General features: G+C 41.6%; 11 protein-coding genes. 3 read left to right on the top strand and 8 right to left on the bottom strand.

All coding sequences use genetic code 11. The features are described 5' to 3' along the window. Positions 1 to 315 precede the first annotated feature (315 nt). The gene (locus ACYPZI_RS00220; RefSeq protein ID WP_459597429.1) at positions 316 to 480 is read right to left on the bottom strand and encodes a hypothetical protein; all 165 of its coding nucleotides are present in this window, start codon (positions 478 to 480) and stop codon (positions 316 to 318) included. A gap of 711 nt (positions 481 to 1191) precedes the next feature. On the opposite strand from ACYPZI_RS00220, the gene ACYPZI_RS00215 reads away from it, so the two are divergent. The 3 genes from ACYPZI_RS00215 to ACYPZI_RS00205 are packed head-to-tail and all read left to right on the top strand — an operon-like array spanning position 1192 to position 3261. Beyond that, entirely contained in the window at positions 1192 to 1779 is a 588-nt protein-coding gene (locus tag ACYPZI_RS00215) for a hypothetical protein (RefSeq protein WP_459597427.1), read from the top strand. Then, entirely contained in the window at positions 1767 to 2696 is a 930-nt protein-coding gene (gene queG / locus ACYPZI_RS00210) for a tRNA epoxyqueuosine(34) reductase QueG (protein ID WP_459597783.1), read from the top strand. Before ACYPZI_RS00215 ends, queG begins: the two co-directional genes overlap by 13 nt. Before the next feature lie 34 nt (positions 2697 to 2730). After that, positions 2731 to 3261, top strand: a complete 531-nt coding sequence (locus ACYPZI_RS00205) for a hypothetical protein (RefSeq protein ID WP_459597425.1) — start codon at positions 2731 to 2733, stop codon at positions 3259 to 3261. 23 nt (positions 3262 to 3284) lie between these two features. Here the strand turns inward: ACYPZI_RS00205 and ACYPZI_RS00200 are convergent, their stop codons facing one another. The 7 genes from ACYPZI_RS00200 to ACYPZI_RS00170 all read right to left on the bottom strand — a co-directional run bounded on the left by ACYPZI_RS00200 (position 3285) and on the right by ACYPZI_RS00170 (position 16505). Further along, the gene (locus ACYPZI_RS00200; RefSeq protein WP_459597423.1) at positions 3285 to 3716 is read right to left on the bottom strand and encodes an ISAs1 family transposase; all 432 of its coding nucleotides are present in this window, start codon (positions 3714 to 3716) and stop codon (positions 3285 to 3287) included. Positions 3717 to 4021: 305 nt separating this feature from the next. Continuing rightward, positions 4022 to 6349: a beta-galactosidase gene (locus ACYPZI_RS00195; protein ID WP_459597421.1), complete on the bottom strand. Its 2328-nt coding sequence runs from the start codon at positions 6347 to 6349 to the stop codon at positions 4022 to 4024. A 23-nt stretch (positions 6350 to 6372) separates the two neighbouring features. Beyond that, positions 6373 to 7911, bottom strand: a complete 1539-nt coding sequence (locus ACYPZI_RS00190) for an alpha-N-arabinofuranosidase (RefSeq protein WP_459597419.1) — start codon at positions 7909 to 7911, stop codon at positions 6373 to 6375. A gap of 24 nt (positions 7912 to 7935) precedes the next feature. After that, positions 7936 to 9078 (bottom strand): galactokinase, encoded by a 1143-nt coding sequence (gene galK, locus ACYPZI_RS00185; protein ID WP_459597417.1) that lies wholly within the window; start codon positions 9076 to 9078, stop codon positions 7936 to 7938. Positions 9079 to 9117: 39 nt separating this feature from the next. Continuing rightward, positions 9118 to 11061 carry a family 43 glycosylhydrolase gene (locus tag ACYPZI_RS00180; RefSeq protein WP_459597415.1) on the bottom strand — a complete coding sequence of 648 codons (1944 nt, stop codon included), beginning with the start codon at positions 11059 to 11061 and terminating at the stop codon, positions 9118 to 9120. A 70-nt stretch (positions 11062 to 11131) separates the two neighbouring features. Beyond that, entirely contained in the window at positions 11132 to 13165 is a 2034-nt protein-coding gene (locus ACYPZI_RS00175) for a RagB/SusD family nutrient uptake outer membrane protein (RefSeq protein ID WP_459597413.1), read from the bottom strand. Positions 13166 to 13178: 13 nt separating this feature from the next. After that, positions 13179 to 16505, bottom strand: a complete 3327-nt coding sequence (locus ACYPZI_RS00170; RefSeq protein ID WP_459597411.1) for a SusC/RagA family TonB-linked outer membrane protein — start codon at positions 16503 to 16505, stop codon at positions 13179 to 13181. Positions 16506 to 16729: the final 224 nt, after the last annotated feature.

Below are 16729 nucleotides of genomic sequence, written 5' to 3'. Positions count from 1 at the left end.
TATTAAAGTTCAAAAACATTGTTGTATATTTGGCAGAATACTTAAAGAAAATCAAGGCAACCAAAAAAAAGTGAAAATGAAGAATGGCGCGAAGCGATGAAAAGTGAAGAACGAAGAGTGAAACATTGTCCGGCGTTCGTTTTATCTATAGATATAGTGATAATTTGAAAATTTGATAATTAGCGAATTTGAAAATTTGAAAATGAGTGTAGAGTTTGCATAGTACATGACAAAAAATATTTTATATATATTTAAAAGGCTTATTATGTTGCCCTTACAGGGCGCAGTTCCTTCGGTTGTCATCTCCCCGGGGTGTTACCCCGGGCTGGAATATATCAGGCTTTCAGCCTGTTTCTTTCCTTGATGCCCTGAAGGGGCTACATAATATAGCCCAATGGCAACGCCTTGGGTGGGAAAATGAAATCCCCTGAAACCGCGCCCTGTAAGGGCAATATAAGATTTTGCAATATTTTTTGTCATGTACTATGGGAGTTTGTTACATTTTAGTTAAAAAATTACGAGTAGACAAGATACGAGGTACAAGGTACAAGTTGTTGACTGATAACTGTAGAGGTTTGTTACTTTTTAGTTAAAACGAAAAGCAGGAGTTAAAAAGTTATGAGTTTTAAGTTTTAAGTTTTAAGTTTTAAGTTCTGAGCGCTGACTACTGACTACTAACTACTAACTACTAACTACTGTTCACTGTAGAAGTTTGTTACTTTTTAGTTAAAAAGTTACGAGTAGACGAGATACGAGGTACGAGTTGTTGACTGATAACTGTTGACTGTAGAGGTTTGTTACATTTTAGTTAAAACGAAAAGCAGGAGTTAAAAAGTTATGAGTTTTAAGTTTTAAGTTTTAAGTTCTGAGCGCTGACTACTGACTACTAACTACTAACTACTAACTACTGTTCACTGTAGAAGTTTGTTACTTTTTAGTTAAAAAGTTATGAGTAGACGAGATACGAGGTACAAGTTGTTGACTGTTGGCTGATAACTGTTGACTAGATATTATATAGAATAAAGATTTATGGATTTCATAAACAATAAATTAACCACAGAGTCGCGCGGAGTTATGGTTCACGGTGTAACTCCGTGATATTTAACTCGGTGCGACTCTGTGTTTAAAAAATCAACTATGTATAAACACCTGTAAATAAATAGAATAATCTTTTATTAAATATAAACTCTAATGAAGAAAAATAGTAAAGCGACGTTTATACGGATAGCAGCCAGTCTTCTTATAGTACTGGGATTCCTTTTTTTAATGAAGGGAAATATATATCGTATGGCCGTCAAATATGAAGATGGCGGGGGACGGAAAACATATGAAGTGAAGGATGAAGCTTTTGCAAAATATATCGATGAGAATTTGCCTAACGATGAAGAGTTGGACAAAAAGATCGATATAGATATGATCGTTGATTTTTCTCAGGAGATGACGGCTAAAGCTCTCGATTTTTCGGGGAGAGTAATTGACAGTGATCCTCAAAAGACATTTGTCGCAGGATTGGCCAATTATGAAGGTTATGCGGCTTTTTCGGCGGCAATAGGCAATTACCTGACACGGATGTACCTGAATAGCGAATGGGAGGCTAAGCCGAAGAAGGGAAAGCTATACCTGTTTGGAAGCAATAAGACAAAAGAAGCGAAAGACGGCTGGTTTAAAGATCACGATTTTGTTATTTTCCGTAACAAGAATACGAAGGAAGAAATATACATAGATCCTGTAGCTTTCGATTCGTATGGTGTAAAAAGAGTTGATAAATATCAGAAGTGACATCACGGCAAATAAAAGAATATGCATACAGCCTTGGCTTTGACGCTTGCGGTATTTGTAAGGCTGAACCTGTTAGTGTTGAGGAACAGCAGCACTTTAACGAGTGGATTGCTTCGGGGTATCATGCCGATATGGACTATATGGCGGGGAACAAGGATAAACGGCTTGATCCGGCATTGCTGGTAGAGAATGCCCGATCTGTTGTTTGTGTCGCGCTGAATTATTATCCCGAAACAAAACAGCCCGCGGAACATCCGCAATTTGCATATTATGCTTACGGAAAAGATTATCACGACGTTGTAAAAGAAAAGCTTAATAAATTATATGATTATATATGTTCTTTTGAATCGACTGTAAACGGACGTTGTTTCGTAGACACAGCCCCTGTACCGGAACGTTATTGGGCAGCGAAAGCGGGATTAGGCTTTATTGGGAAAAATTCATTATTGATTGTACCCAAGATGGGTTCTTATTTTTTCTTGGGCGAATTGATAATCGATTTGACATTAGAATATGATACACCTCTGAATTTGTTGTGTGGAAACTGTACCCGCTGCCTCGACGCATGCCCTACTAAGGCCATCGTAAGTCCTAAAGTGGTCAATGCCAGCAAGTGTATTTCGTATCAAACGATAGAGAATAAGGGTGATATAGATAAGTCTGTACTGCCGAATCTTAGCAATAGATTTTATGGATGCGATATTTGCCAGCAAGTGTGCCCGTGGAATAAATATGCCCGGCCGCATAGGACTGAAGAGTTCAACCCTTCGCAGGCCTTTCTGGATCTGTCCTTCGATAAGCTCGATAATTTATCTGTTGAAGAGTATCAACGGATATTTAAAGGTTCGGCCGTTAAACGGGCTAAATATACCGGACTGAAGAGGAATCTGGAGGCTCTGAAATTAAACAGAGTATAATAATTCGCCTGGTATTGGCGTTTTAAATAATAAGATGAAAACAATAAAATATATATTTGCAGCAGGGTTAATCGTTCTTCTTTCGGCATGCGGTAAAGAAGAACCTAAGTATACAATTCCTGCAAAACCTGTAGATTTTAAGTTTAATATAGGTTTCGTAGATCATAATTTGGCAAATATTGGCAGTATGAGTGTCTATATAAAAGCTGCCGATAAGAATGCATACGATAAGCAATTGGCAGGGGTGAAGGGGGTACAAACGTTTATTGCACCTCGTTTAAGCAACGAATATATTGGTTATTCCGGATTACTTATCATTAACACGGGGTCTACCCTGAATCCAACACCCTTTGCGGCTTTTGACCTATGTTGTCCTCACGAAAGATTGGAAAGTATCAGAGTAGTGCCTACAAATGACGGTACAGCCAAATGTTCTAAATGTGGATCTGTTTACGATATAATATTTGGAACAGGGCAGGTTATGGAAGGCGTTTCTTCCGAAAAACTGCAAACATATTACGTCTCTTCCATAGGAAACTCGGCATATAGAGTATTTTATTATTGAAATTAAGTTCAGGTCAAACGCATCTAATTTTTAATCAGATTGATTAGATAGTTGTTGTCCCACCCTGCTTTGAGCCTTTTCCCTCTGACACCAACTTTTGTTATTTTGTCGTTTTTCAACAGGTTTAAAGCTATCCGGTTTAATAAAGAGTAGTTTTGAGCAGCAAATCCGTTTCTTTTGCGACTTCTATCTTCATTGAAACCAACATCAAGTACCCAATGCAACGAGTTTTCAACACTCCAGTGAGCGCGTATGGACTGGTTTATGAGTTTAGCATCAGCCACAAGACTACTGATATAAAGCCGGGTTTCCTTCTCTGTCTTACCACTGGATTTGATATAACGTTCCGATTCTATCTTTACCAAAGTCCTTAGTCCGTCCCATTCTGCCCTGGGAAAAGGATAGGGCTTCAGATTCAGATCTTTGTCCTTTTTATCAGGATTCATTTCCTCCATAAGCCATCAGAATCTTTTTCCAGTCCTGTTCTCATAATTTTATCGCAAGTTAAGGTCGTTACTGGAGGGATCACTTTTGGGGTATCGGCTATAACTGTTGGTATACAGGTTCATATCACAGAAGATATGTTGGAGACTATCTAAATCACCATGAGTATCAATCCAGTCGGGATGAGGATTTTATACCTGAATGAATGTTTAAAAGAACTCGACTTATAGTCGACATTTACACAAAGTTAGGGACAGTCCCCGAATTTTATTCGTAATCTAACCTATAAATCTTCAATCCGTAGTCGTTATCTTTTTCATAATTTAAAAGGACTTGTTTTGACGTACACTTTATAGTCTTTGATCACACCCGGCTTGTTGGCTTCCATTCTCGGGAGATATTCAAAGCCCGTAACTACTTTGTCTTCGCCTAAATCTATTACTATTTGATGCGGAAACTTGTCTTTAGCCTTTGAATAACTCGTATGCCATATCGTTGATTCTTGCAAGTCGAAGATATTACTGGCAATGTTATTTGCCTCATCTGCTTCTTCACTATCGGCATACACTACTTTCCAATGCTGGCGGGACAAGGGTTTACCATCTTCGCCAAGTATTTCAAGTTCAGCAATAGAGGCAAAGTCATCATTTCCCTGTGAATTCAAGGCTTCCAAAGCAAAATAGCGAGCAGGAAGCGCTTTATTGAAAGGTATTTTCTGCCAACCATTGCCAGGCTTAAAGCTACCACTCGCAACAGGTTTTTCAGCTGTTAAGTCTAAGGTTTCATTTTGCTTGCGGAACTTATAAGCACCATTCCCTCTCAATACATCCAATATAGGCTTACGCAAACCTTCGACAGTGGATGTTGTTGTTCCAACCAAGTCTAATACAATGATTTCATTGATTCCTTTCCGCAGCCACACACCTGGAAGATAAAGCGTTTGTTGCGGACCTATCTCCCAAAAACGACCGAGATTATGACCATTCACGTAAACCATACCTTTCTTCCAATTCGTCATATCTAAGAAAGTATCCCCTGTTTTCTCCAAACTAAAAGTAGCACGGTAATAAGCAGCTTGGTTTTCTCCAATTGTTTTTTTACTGTATTTTTTATTTTTCGCAAAAATGTAATCCACCGGAATGGAATATACTTGCCAGCCTTTCAGTTCGGTAGTTCCTCGTTCATTAAGGAGTTCTACTTTCTCAGTAATGCCTTTATAGTCTAATACGCCGGCTCCAAAATTGCGCCTGCCCATCGCTTCCACTAAAATGTCGAGTACCGCTCCTTCGCGCACAGCAGGAATAGATAACGAAGTTTCTCCTTTCAATCGGTTCAATACGCCAATGCGAACTCCGTCTATATAGACTTGCGCCCAATCGTGTGCTTCCGTCACCTTAATATATTGAGATATATCCGATTGTTGTAAAGTTGTACGGTACAAGATGCTTCCCCAGCCTTGATTAAAGTACTCCATTGAGTGAATATCCTCACTTACTTGAGGCGTAGGCAGGTTATCAAAGATAGAAGCCGCTTCTTCAAAAGCAATGCTTGGGATAGCGATAGTTGGAATAGAATCAGGGATAGCAGACAATGTAGCGCCTTCGGGCAGATAGTTTGCCAATAAGTTCCGCACTTCGAAAAACTTAGGCGTTACGTTACCCTGCTCATTGATAGGAGCATCATAATCATAAGATGTACAATCGGGTACATAGCCCGGGAAATTAGAACCTGCCCAATGCCCAAAACTCGTACCTCCGTGGGTCATATACAAACTAAAAGAGATATTCTTATCAAGCATTTCTTTCAAGCCTGCGACTAACTCCGCCGAACTGCGCGTCTCATGTTGAGCACCCCAATGGTCGAACCAGCCGGACCAAAACTCGCTGCACATCAGCGGTGTTTCCGGACGAAGCTCTTTCAAGCGTCTGAACTGTTCATCTATGTTAGCACCCGTGCCGAAGTTGAGCGTCCAAAGCAGATCCTCCAGGGCATTGTTCTCAAAATTGGAATTCCAATCACATTGGAACAAAGGAACTTGATTAAAGCCTGAAGCTTTCACTATATCACGGACAGCCCCGACATAAGGCTTGTCGATACCGTAAGCGCCATATTCATTTTCGACTTGCACCATGAGGATATTGCCCCCTTTAGCCAGTTGATAATCGCTTAACTGCTTGCCTACTTCACCCATAAAGATTCTTACCCGTTCCATAAAATAAGGGTCTAACGTACGTAAAGCGATGCCGTCTTTCCTGAGTAACCACCATGGCAGTCCACCCATTTCCCACTCAGCGCACACATAAGGACCGGGGCGCACGATCACATACATTCCGTTCTTTTGTGCCAAACGGCAAAACTCAGCTACGTCATTGTTGCCCGTAAAATCAAATTGATCCTTTTCCGGTTCGTGTATATTCCAAAAGACATACAAACAAATTGTATTCATCCCTAAGGCTTTACACATTTGAATACGGTGTTCCCAATATTCCCTCGGAATACGTGGGTAATGAATTTCCGCCGCTTTAATGACAAATGGCTCGCCATTCAACACGAAGGCTTGCTTGCCTACTTCAAAGGTTTCTTTCTTTGTACACGATAGTAAACAAACGAAGGCGAGGCACAGGATGAAAAGGATTTTCTTCATAATATGTTTATTTAACCAATTCTTTATAAAACTTCTAAAACAACGATTGACTTAGCCGGTAATTTCACGCTCAATTCTCCTTTATTTAGCTTTACGTATTTAAAATCAGCAACTTTGATTACTCCCTGATTTTCAAAAGTATTATGGTCGTTGACGGTTTTTGCTGTCAAAATCTGACCCGTCACATTGCCGGTTTTCGCACCGGAAAGTTTAATCATTACGTCTTGTTCCGATTCCAAATCCATATTTACGAGCGATATATGTATTTTCCCGTCTTTTCGGGAAGCCGAAGCCGATACAACAGGAATTTCACGCTCGCGTATCTTCTTGGTTTCACTCGTTATTTCCAATGGTATAAGAAGTGCATCCTGATGTACCTTATACATTTTGAATACAAAGTAAGTAGGTGTCAGCACCATTTTATCGTTACCGGTTAATATCATGGATTGTAACACATTAACTATTTGTGCGATATTCGTCATTTGGATGCGGTCGGCATATTTATGGAAAATATTGAGTGACAAAGCCGCCACCATCGCATCGCGAAGTGTGTTTTGTTGGTAGAGAAATCCGGGATTCGTACCGGGTTCTACATCCCACCAAGTGCCCCATTCATCCACCATTAAGCCAATACGTTTGTCTTTATCGTATTTATCCATAATGGCAATGTGCTTTTGAATCACTTCTTCTATTTCGAGGGATTTCCCCAGCGTCCAATAATACTCTTCGGGCGAAAATTGGGTTGCCGAGCCTTTGCTGCCTTCCCAACCTTTTACCGTATAATAGTGAAGAGATAAACCTTGCATTTTATGCCCTACATTTTTCATCAGGACTTCCGTCCAATTGTAATCGTAGTCGCTGGCTCCGCTGGCTATTTTAAACAAACGAGTCCCATTATAATCGCGGCAATAGGTTGAATAGCGGCGATATTGATCTGCATAGAATTCGGGGGTCATGTTTCCGCCACAGCCCCAACTTTCATTGCCCACACCGAAATATTTCACTTTCCATGCATTCTGGCGACCGTTCCGGCGGCGCAAATTCGCCATTGGGCTATCGCCTTCAGAAGTAATGTATTCCACCCACTTCGACATTTCTTCCACCGTTCCACTGCCTACATTTCCGCTCAGATAAGGTTCGCAGCCCAGTAGTTCGCAGAGATTTAGAAACTCGTGCGTACCGAAACTATTGTCTTCCACCGTTCCGCCCCAATTATTATTTACCATCTTCGGACGTTTTTCAGGGCTACCTATACCGTCCATCCAATGATATTCATCGGCAAAACAGCCGCCGGGCCAACGCAAGTTTGGGATTTGCAACTCTTTCAGGGCAGCGACTACATCGTTGCGATAACCGTGCGTATTGGGAATGGGCGAGTTTTCTCCTACCCACAATCCACCATAAATGCAACTGCCCAGATGTTCGGCAAACTGCCCGTAGATGTGCTTGCTGATAGTAGTTTGAGCTTGCCCGGGATGCAATGTAATGCTTACCTTGGGGGTTTGCCCGCATGTAATACCAACAATAATCCAGCAAATCTGCAGTAAAAAACATTTTTTCATGGAACTTTCTTTATTATTGGATACTTATAGTTTTCTCGCGCCATCGCTGATGACAACTTCATAGACTTTCGGTTTGATGCGGAATTTTTGTTCGTAAGCATCAGTCGCACGCTTGACAAACGCATCGTGCAATTCATCCTTAACAAGATTGATGGTACATCCGCCAAAACCGCCACCCATAACACGCGAACCAGTTACTCCACATTCTCGGGCAATGTTATTCAGGAAATCAAGCTCTTCGCAACTTACTTCATATTTACGGCTCAGACCGATATGCGTCTCATACATTTTTTTTCCTACAGTTTCGTAATCGCCGCGCTTCAAAGCATCGCAAGCCTCTCCCATACGTTCTATTTCTTCGATGACAAATTCAGCCCGTATATAATCTTCCGCACTTACTTCATTCGCCACTTCCTTGAGCATATCTATGGTTGCGTCACGCAGCAATTCCACTTCAGGATGATATTTGCGGATGTAAGACGCCGCATTCTCGCACGACTCACGCCGTTTGTTGTATGCCGATGAAGCCAACTCATGAGCTACACAGGTGTTCAGTAATACCAAGCGGTAACTTTCGGGATTGAAGGGGATATATTCATATTCCAGCGAACGGCAATCGAGACGAATCAACGAGCCCGCTTTACCAAAGCAGGAGGCAAACTGATCCATGATCCCGCATTTGACACCTACATAGTTATGTTCTGTCGCCTGGCCAATTTTGGCAAGAGCGAAACGGTCGAAACCTAAATTATATATATCGTTGAGGGCAAAGCCAAAACAGCTTTCCAACGCTGCTGACGAGGACATACCAGCCCCAAGCGGAACATCGCCGGAAAACACTGTATCAAAACCTTGTATTTCAGCTCCACGCTTAATCATTTCGTGACAAACCCCGAAAATATATTTTCCCCAGCCTTTGATCGGAATATCGTCCAGTTGAAACTCGTCCGATTCCGACAGGTCATAGGCATAAGCTCGTATAGTATCGGATGTGCCATTGGGTTTTATGATGCAATACATCACTTTGTCAATAGCTCCGGGAAGCACAAATCCCCCATTGTAGTCGGTATGCTCGCCAATAAGGTTGATACGTCCGGGCGAAGTATAAACCAATCCTCCGTCACCATAAAGCGACCGGAATTTTTCTTGAATTAATGTAATTTCCATAATTCTTAAATTTGAAGGAATCAAACCTTAATGCTTTTCTTATTTTTGATAAACTCTTACATAATCGATCTGATACTCAATCGGAAAAGCGGTATCGTCGGGTATTCCTCCATTTTGTCCGCCAATGGCTAAATTCAGTAACAAGTAATGAGGCTGCTTAAATGGATTCTTAAAGGCTCCGAGTGATCCGTTGATGGTTTCTGACAATAATGTTTCATTCAGCAACTCATTGTCCAAATACAAACGGATAGCTTCCTCATCCCAATCCATCCGCCAAATGTGAAACTTATCCGTCCAGTCAGGGTCTTTATCCGTAAACTTTGAAAAAGGTACTGTTTGCGAATCCCATTTAGCATTTCCGGGTTGCTCTGTTCCCCAAGCCACATTAGCCAAGATATGAGGAATACCATTTATCGGATAATATTCCATAATATCTATTTCGCCGTTTGAAGGCCAAGACATAGTATTGCCCAATGTCCAGATAGCAGGCCAAGCGCCACTTGCCACAGGTATTTTTGCCCTAACCTCAAACCGGCCATACAGAAATTCCTTCTTCCCGTTGGTCTTGATACTTGCGGCGGTGTATTCGGCATATTGCCTGTTTTGTGACCAGCGAGGGCTGCCGGCTTTGTAATCAGGATTCGGTTTTTGTTCTTTCCGGCCTTCGATAGTAAGGATGCCATTATGAACATTCGCATTATCGGATTGATACCATTGAAATTCTTCGTTGCGCACAAAGCCTTGTTCGTATGACCAGAAATCGGGATTGGGTTTGCCTTCGTAATCAAATTCCTCTGCCCACGCCAATTTATAATCATTATTTGCAGTTGCACCCGATACCACCTCTTTCGTATCGAATATAGATAAGTCCCATTTATCGAACCATTTCAGGACAGGCAATCCGTTTTCAAATAAGATAGGCAACCAGATATAACGGGCGTCAATAGGGTGTTTGGGGGTCCAACGGTCTGCCATAAAGATGAAGGCGTCTTTTTTCCCGATGACGGGTTGTATATAGGTGCTTTGAGATTCAAAAGTAAGATCTGCTCCTGCACCGACGCAAGGATTGGGGTGTTCTGTCCAAGGCCCCCAGATATTGTCGGCAGTAAAGAGGCGAGCGGCATTAGGGTCCCAGCCTGTACAACCGGAAGTTATCATGAAGTACTTGCCATCTTTTTTGAAGAGACTCGGCGCTTCGTTATGTCCGGCAGGTGCAATCCGTATATATTTGCCGGTATGGCCGAGGTAGTCATCCGTTAATTCAGCCAATTGTATCGTTAAATTTTCTTCGGAGGAATAAATATGGTACGCTTTACCATCATCGTCCACGTAGAGGGTCATGTCGCGAGACATTTGCCCGCCTTCATAATCACGGCGGACAAACATGCCGTCGATAGTCGCTTTTCGCCATTCGGGAGTCCACCATTCAGCGAAATTGATGAGTGTAGTTGTATCCGCACGTTGTGCTTCGGTCAGGTTGATAGGCCAATGGCCTGCATTAGGCCGGTAAGATTTAAGATAAGTATAAGGGCCGGTTATCTTATCGCTGGTAGCGATAGCCACTCTTGCGGCTTCATAACCTTTGCCTTTCAGTTCCAAATGAAAATACATTACAAACTTCTTCGTTTTTTCATTGTATATCACTTTGGGACGTTCCAATACGCAACCGGAAACAATGTCACTGTTAGGATCATTGCTAACTGAAAGTGCCACGCCCTCATCCTTCCAATTGTATAAGTCTCCGGAAGAATAACAAGTCACGCCAACAAATGCAGAACTGGAGTGTTCTCCTTTATGTTCTCCAAACCAATAATATTTATCATTGTGATACAAGATGCCGCCACCATGGGCATTAACATGCACACCATTATTATCGGGCAGGACAGCACCGGGATAAATAGCATTTTTTCTTTGATTCTTACCTGCAGAACAGACAGAACCGGATAACAGGATTGTTATAAATAAAAGTAATATACGTTCCATTTTTTTTAATTTTATGGGTAATTGCCGTTTCTTAAACAGTAATTACCCATTAATAAACAGATAACCAAACTTATTCCGTTGCAGGCTCAGGCCTTGTAGGCCAATAAGGATTCTGATAGATTGGCGAAGATTCGATAGTTGAACCATCGCTTGATGAGAGCAAAAAATGTTCCACCGCAATCGGACTCAGATAATGAGCTTTTCGCCATGTGAATCCGCCATTAATTGCAATCTTTGAGGTTGCATCCACTTCAAGCGGACGTATATACAAACTCTGTGATGGAGATGATACATTAACGCCCGGTTTCAACAAACCGGCTGCATATTCATTTTGCATACCTCCCCACAATTTGAATCCTTCAATATGGTAAGGAGTGGTAATCAACTGGTCTAATGCTCTCCAACGTTTCAGATCCGCTTTTCTTAATCCTTCGGCTAAGAATTCCATACGGCGTTCACGGCGAATACTATACAAAGTAGGGTCTGTTAATAGCGCACCGGCAGAATAGGCAGCCCAGTCATTAGGAGCTTCTTTTGTAATGTCAGTCTTATTGATTGTGTTCGTCTGTATTTCGCTCCAAGTAACAGTCTGACCTTCTGCACGGCTGCGTATTTTAGCCCAATAGTCTTTAGCTGTAGCATCTAAGGTTCCGTTTTTTTCATAAGAGGCTTCGATATAGTTCAGATAGGCTTCCGCCGCTCTGAAAATAATACAACCTGTAGTACTTCCATTATGTTCTGTTAATTGATCGGTTTCAAAGCTGATACCTTTACGTATTGTATAACCTGTTGAATAGCCTGTTTCTTCACCACCATCATAAACAGCTGGATAAGGCTCTAACGGTTGTGTATGCGGAGCGTCGATCGCACCGCCTTTCCAGTAATTGAGTTGTCCCGGAAGTTTGAGGAATAAGCGCAAGCGTCCGTCCCTGTTTTCCACAACATCACTTAAATCGTCATCTCCTTTATAAGCAGCTCCGGCCGCATATACAGGTGTTCCGTCTTCCATCAAAAAATTATCTACATATCCGCGTGTAAGGCCGGTATTGTAACAGCCTTTGTTGGTAGCCATCACCACGTTATGAGTGGTAAGCCCTCTTACATACTGTTTCCAAAAAAGGACTTCCGGGTATCCATTCAGGTTTACATCGCCAAACATTTTAATGTATTGGTTATCTCCATCGGCATTCGATTGAGGCAACACACCGCTGTTAGGTGTAAGGTTTATCGCATCCGCTACCAACTTCGCTGCATTAGCCGCTTCGTCAAGGAAGAAAGTAATCTCGTTATCGATACTTCCTTTAGGGAACGTATAGCCCGAGTTGTAATCCTTTGTAGCTCCCGGCCATCCCGTTCCGTTGGGAACAAATGCTGTACCTTTAAAATACTTCAGCCAAGTACCTTCGTAAAGAGCCACACGCGATTTGAAAAGTAATGCCGCATTCTGAGTAATCCTTGTTTTTGCTGTACCGCCATCACCTGACATCAGTTCGATCGCTTTGTCCAAATCTTCCAGAATGAAATGAGCCACTTCCGTTCTAGGCCTTCTTTTACTTTGTTCGATCAGAACAGCTTTATCGTTTGGCAAAATATCCGTAATTATAGGAAAATCGCCAATATTTTGCAATTTTTTGAAGTATTCGTATGCACGAAGGAAATATACTTCGCCGATATAATGTTTTACATTGTTCGCATTACCGCCAATCTGACCTGCTTCGTATTTTGGAAGCGCGAACTGGAAGAAATAATTGCATTTATAGATGTAGCCGAAAGACCAATCGCCACCGGATGCGCCAACCTGATATTCGGAGGGAGAGAAAGACTTGTCATAGTATTTGTTGGTTTGATTATCCGAATTATTATCCAACGCAAAAGTACCGTAGCTGTATGTTGTATGAATGGAAAATTCCTGATCGAAAGAATTACTACCGGTACGAGGAGCATAGAGATTATCTACATAGGTTTTTACCTGAGCATCATCGTCAAAATATACATCTGCCGGTATGCTGGTTTTCGGTTGCAAATCTACATCCACACAAGCTACTGAAAACATGCTTAGCGATGCTATTGCAAACAATTTTATGAAGCTATTTTTATGTATCATTTTTTAGATTTTTTTAAAAGTTTAGATTTATACCGAATGAATAGACTGCCGAGAGCGGATAAGCGCTACCGTAACTTTCATTTCCAATAGTTTCAGGGTCAAACATTTTATTCATTTTGCTTCCTGTCCATAGATTTTCTCCTGAGAAAAACACCCTTAACTTATCAATATGGAATTTGCGGGTTGTCGAAGCCGGCAAAGTATAGCCTACCTGCAAATTCTTCAAGCGGATATAAGAAGCATCTTGCAAATAACGGCTCTGTACTTTCAGATTCCGGTCGTTCTCGAAATTAGGCCTCGGATAATAAGCGTTCGCATTTTCGCCGAGAGCTCCTGTTGATACTGAATACGAGGAAGCATCTCTGAAATAATCTTCGTGATCGACAAAGGCTGTAGACCACCACATGCCGCCATCCTGCCAGCTTGATCCGTTTGTACCCGAATTATTGGAGCCATCGTTACCGCCGGCACGCGCTCCCCAAAAGAAATAACTACCTTGCCAGAAATCGCGTTTCATCACCCCTTGAAAGAATGCGCGAACATCGAACCCTTTCCAGTCGGCTGTAAGGTCAATACCAAACTGATAGCGTGGAGTCGTATTACCTATCACTCTAAGATCGCCGTGGTCATCGAGAGTATTGAGTCCCTTATCTACTTTGCCATCGTTATTCGAATCGGCATACATGATGTCGCCCGCGCGCCATGTAGAACCGCTGATATACGTTTGTCCTCCATTCGGAAGCGAAGCCAGATGGGCATCCATTTCTTGCTGGGTTTTAGCTACTCCAATGGTTTCGTATCCCCATATTTCGCCTACTTTCTTTCCATTATAATAGGTATTAAGATCTCCTGTAGAGTTGCTCGGATATTTGGTAACTTTTGTTTGGTAGTCAGATAGTAATAATCTGATGCCATATCCCAATCCGTTGTTAAGTACATCCCTCCACGAGATAGACAGTTCATAACCATAATCTTTTAATTCAGTATCATTCATCTTAGGTGGATCTACACCCAAAACCGCAGGTCTGGCTTGCGAAGGTCCCATCATATCGGTTGTTTTGCGAACATAATAGTCAAACGAACCGGTCAAGCGATTGCTCAATAAGCTAAAATCAAGACCGCCATTAGTGGTAATAACCTTTTCCCATGTCATAAACGGGTTCTCCAATGTGCCGGGAGAGGTAACAATATTAGGTCTTACTCCACCCTGTAGCCATGAACCGTAGCTGGAATATATCCCAAGATTCTGATAGGTAGGATACCATCCTGTTGTATTTTGATTGGCAAGTTGGCCATACGATACACGCAGTTTCAACACATCCACAACACTTTTAAGCGGCTGGAAGAAGTCTTCCTGTGCAATATTCCATCCTGCCGAAAAGGCGGGAGATACAACGCCTCTGTGACCTGTTCTGTACCTGGATGAAACATCGTAACGTAAGTTAGCTTCAAACAGATATTTTCCTTCGAAATCATAGTTGAGACGCCCGAAAACACCTTGAGTAGCCCAGGCATTGCGTTCGCCATTGAGAGTAGGCGCTACGGCGGTTCCATCATAGCCAAGCCCGTTTGTCAGATCTATTTCCGGCAAAGAAGGGAAAATAATACCATATTGGGTTAATCCGTTTTTGTTCTGAGCCATCGACTGTTCCTGAAATCCAACCATCACCTTGAAATTGTTTCTATTATCCAAGCTGAATGAATATTCGGAATATAAGTTGAGACCAAATAAGTTTTCTTTTGCGCTTTCTTCATGTACACTACTATCTCTGCCTCTCGGCTCGCCAATAGCATACGGATTTCCATCCACATCGTAGCGGTAAGTAGTCTGCTGATCCCAATGCCGGTCAATATTATAAATGGAATAATTTACTTCGGCGTAGGTTTTCCAATTTTTAATGGGTTCTATTACTAATTGTGCCTGTTGATATGAGTTGTCTGTTTCCGATTTGTCGGTACCACCGTCACGCAAAGCAAGTCCCCAGCGGGAAAGTAAGTTTCCGTTAGGATCATACAACGGGATGATAGGCCAACACTGTCTTCCTATGTCGGTGAATAAACTTGTCGACATGGCGGACGGACGGTGGTAAGTATCTCGTTGAAAACGGTTTCCGTAGTTAAAATCCACCCATTTATTTACCTTGAAGTTAATCTTTGCATTTACAGAAAACCGTTGATAACCATCCTGATTAAACTGCATCAAGCCTTTTTGATCCAGGAAGTTTCCCGATACATAATAGGTTACTTTATCACTACCTCCGCTCAGGCTCAGGTTATGTTCCTGAGAAAACCCTGTTGAACGGAAGAAATTTTTGTAATTATCTTCATTGGCGCTACCTCCTACACCTCCCGCAGAGCTGATAGGGTCGAAACCTTCCGCCCAGGTATTACCGGACTGAACGGTCGATTGTCTACTTGCACCTGTCTGATAATCTTTGATGGCTTTCAGCCACGCGTCATTGAAATTAGGGCTCCAACCGGGAGTATCTTTACATGCGTCGTTGAAATAGAGGGCAAATGTATAAGAATCCATCTGTTGCGGCATCAGAATAGGTTTACTCCAACGGAAATTATTGCTGTAAGACACTTTAGTCTTTCCCGCAACACCTTTCTTGGTGGTAATAAGGATAACCCCGTAAGGAGCTTTAGCTCCATAGATAGCAGAAGCAGCAGCATCTTTCAATACCGATATATTCTCAATATCATTGGGATTGAGGGTATTAATATCGCCTTCTATACCATCAATCAATACAAGCGGTGATGTATTCGTGCCACTATCAATAGAGCCTTTTCCTCTGATAGACATCGACGAACGTGTCTCAAGGCTACCATTGGATTGCGAGATATTCAATCCCGGCACAAGCCCTTGCAACGCCTGAGCAGCCAGCATCACGGGACGATCCTGGAAATCTTTCGCCGTAGCTATTCCAACAGCTCCCGTAAGGTTCACTTTCTTTTGTGTACCGAAACCGACAACAACTACTTCGTCCAATAGTTTGGCATTTTCTGCCAATTGTACCATAATATCAGATTGATCACCAACGCTGATTTCTTGTTTTACATATCCCACATAGGATATAACCAATATAGAATTGGGTGCAGCCTGCAACGTAAATTTACCGTCAATATCGGTAGTTGTTCCGGTAGTTGTTCCTTTTATAACAACACTAACTCCAACGAGAGTTTCGTTTGTTTCAGCATCTATTACCCTCCCTGATATACTTTTCTCTTGAGCCATCAAGGAAACCGGCAGAATAAGCATAATTATAAATAATAAAACAGTGCATGATAAACCCCTGTTTTTATCATTTAATCTTAATGTTTCATAGAATTCTTTCATAAGAAATTAGATTATTGATTGTTTAAAAATGTAAAAATGGTAATTAATAAGTGACAAAAGGAAATTGATATTTTTCATGGTTTTTAGGATTTTTAAATTTTTCATGCGTATTTTATTTGTTTTTCCGGTATTTAAGTTTAGCAAAATTGAAGAAACTTGTCCGAAAAGATGTTTATAGATCGTTCAAATATGTAGAAAATATCATCAAAATGGCTCTACAATAA

The organism is Dysgonomonas reticulitermitis, from assembly GCF_054601275.1.
This window is presented reverse-complemented; position numbering and strand designations above follow the sequence as displayed.

Bases quoted from the DNA above. Each gene is read 5' to 3' on its own strand.
- ACYPZI_RS00205 (WP_459597425.1), top strand. From the start codon at position 2,731: ATGAAAACAATAAAATATATATTTGCAGCAGGGTTAATCGTTCTTCTT.
- ACYPZI_RS00220 (WP_459597429.1), bottom strand. From the start codon at position 480: ATGACAAAAAATATTGCAAAATCTTATATTGCCCTTACAGGGCGCGGT.
- ACYPZI_RS00215 (WP_459597427.1), top strand. From the start codon at position 1,192: ATGAAGAAAAATAGTAAAGCGACGTTTATACGGATAGCAGCCAGTCTT.
- ACYPZI_RS00170 (WP_459597411.1), bottom strand. From the start codon at position 16,505: ATGAAAGAATTCTATGAAACATTAAGATTAAATGATAAAAACAGGGGT.
- ACYPZI_RS00195 (WP_459597421.1), bottom strand. From the start codon at position 6,349: ATGAAGAAAATCCTTTTCATCCTGTGCCTCGCCTTCGTTTGTTTACTA.
- galK (WP_459597417.1), bottom strand. From the start codon at position 9,078: ATGGAAATTACATTAATTCAAGAAAAATTCCGGTCGCTTTATGGTGAC.
- ACYPZI_RS00190 (WP_459597419.1), bottom strand. From the start codon at position 7,911: ATGAAAAAATGTTTTTTACTGCAGATTTGCTGGATTATTGTTGGTATT.
- ACYPZI_RS00180 (WP_459597415.1), bottom strand. From the start codon at position 11,061: ATGGAACGTATATTACTTTTATTTATAACAATCCTGTTATCCGGTTCT.
- ACYPZI_RS00175 (WP_459597413.1), bottom strand. From the start codon at position 13,165: ATGATACATAAAAATAGCTTCATAAAATTGTTTGCAATAGCATCGCTA.
- ACYPZI_RS00200 (WP_459597423.1), bottom strand. From the start codon at position 3,716: ATGGAGGAAATGAATCCTGATAAAAAGGACAAAGATCTGAATCTGAAG.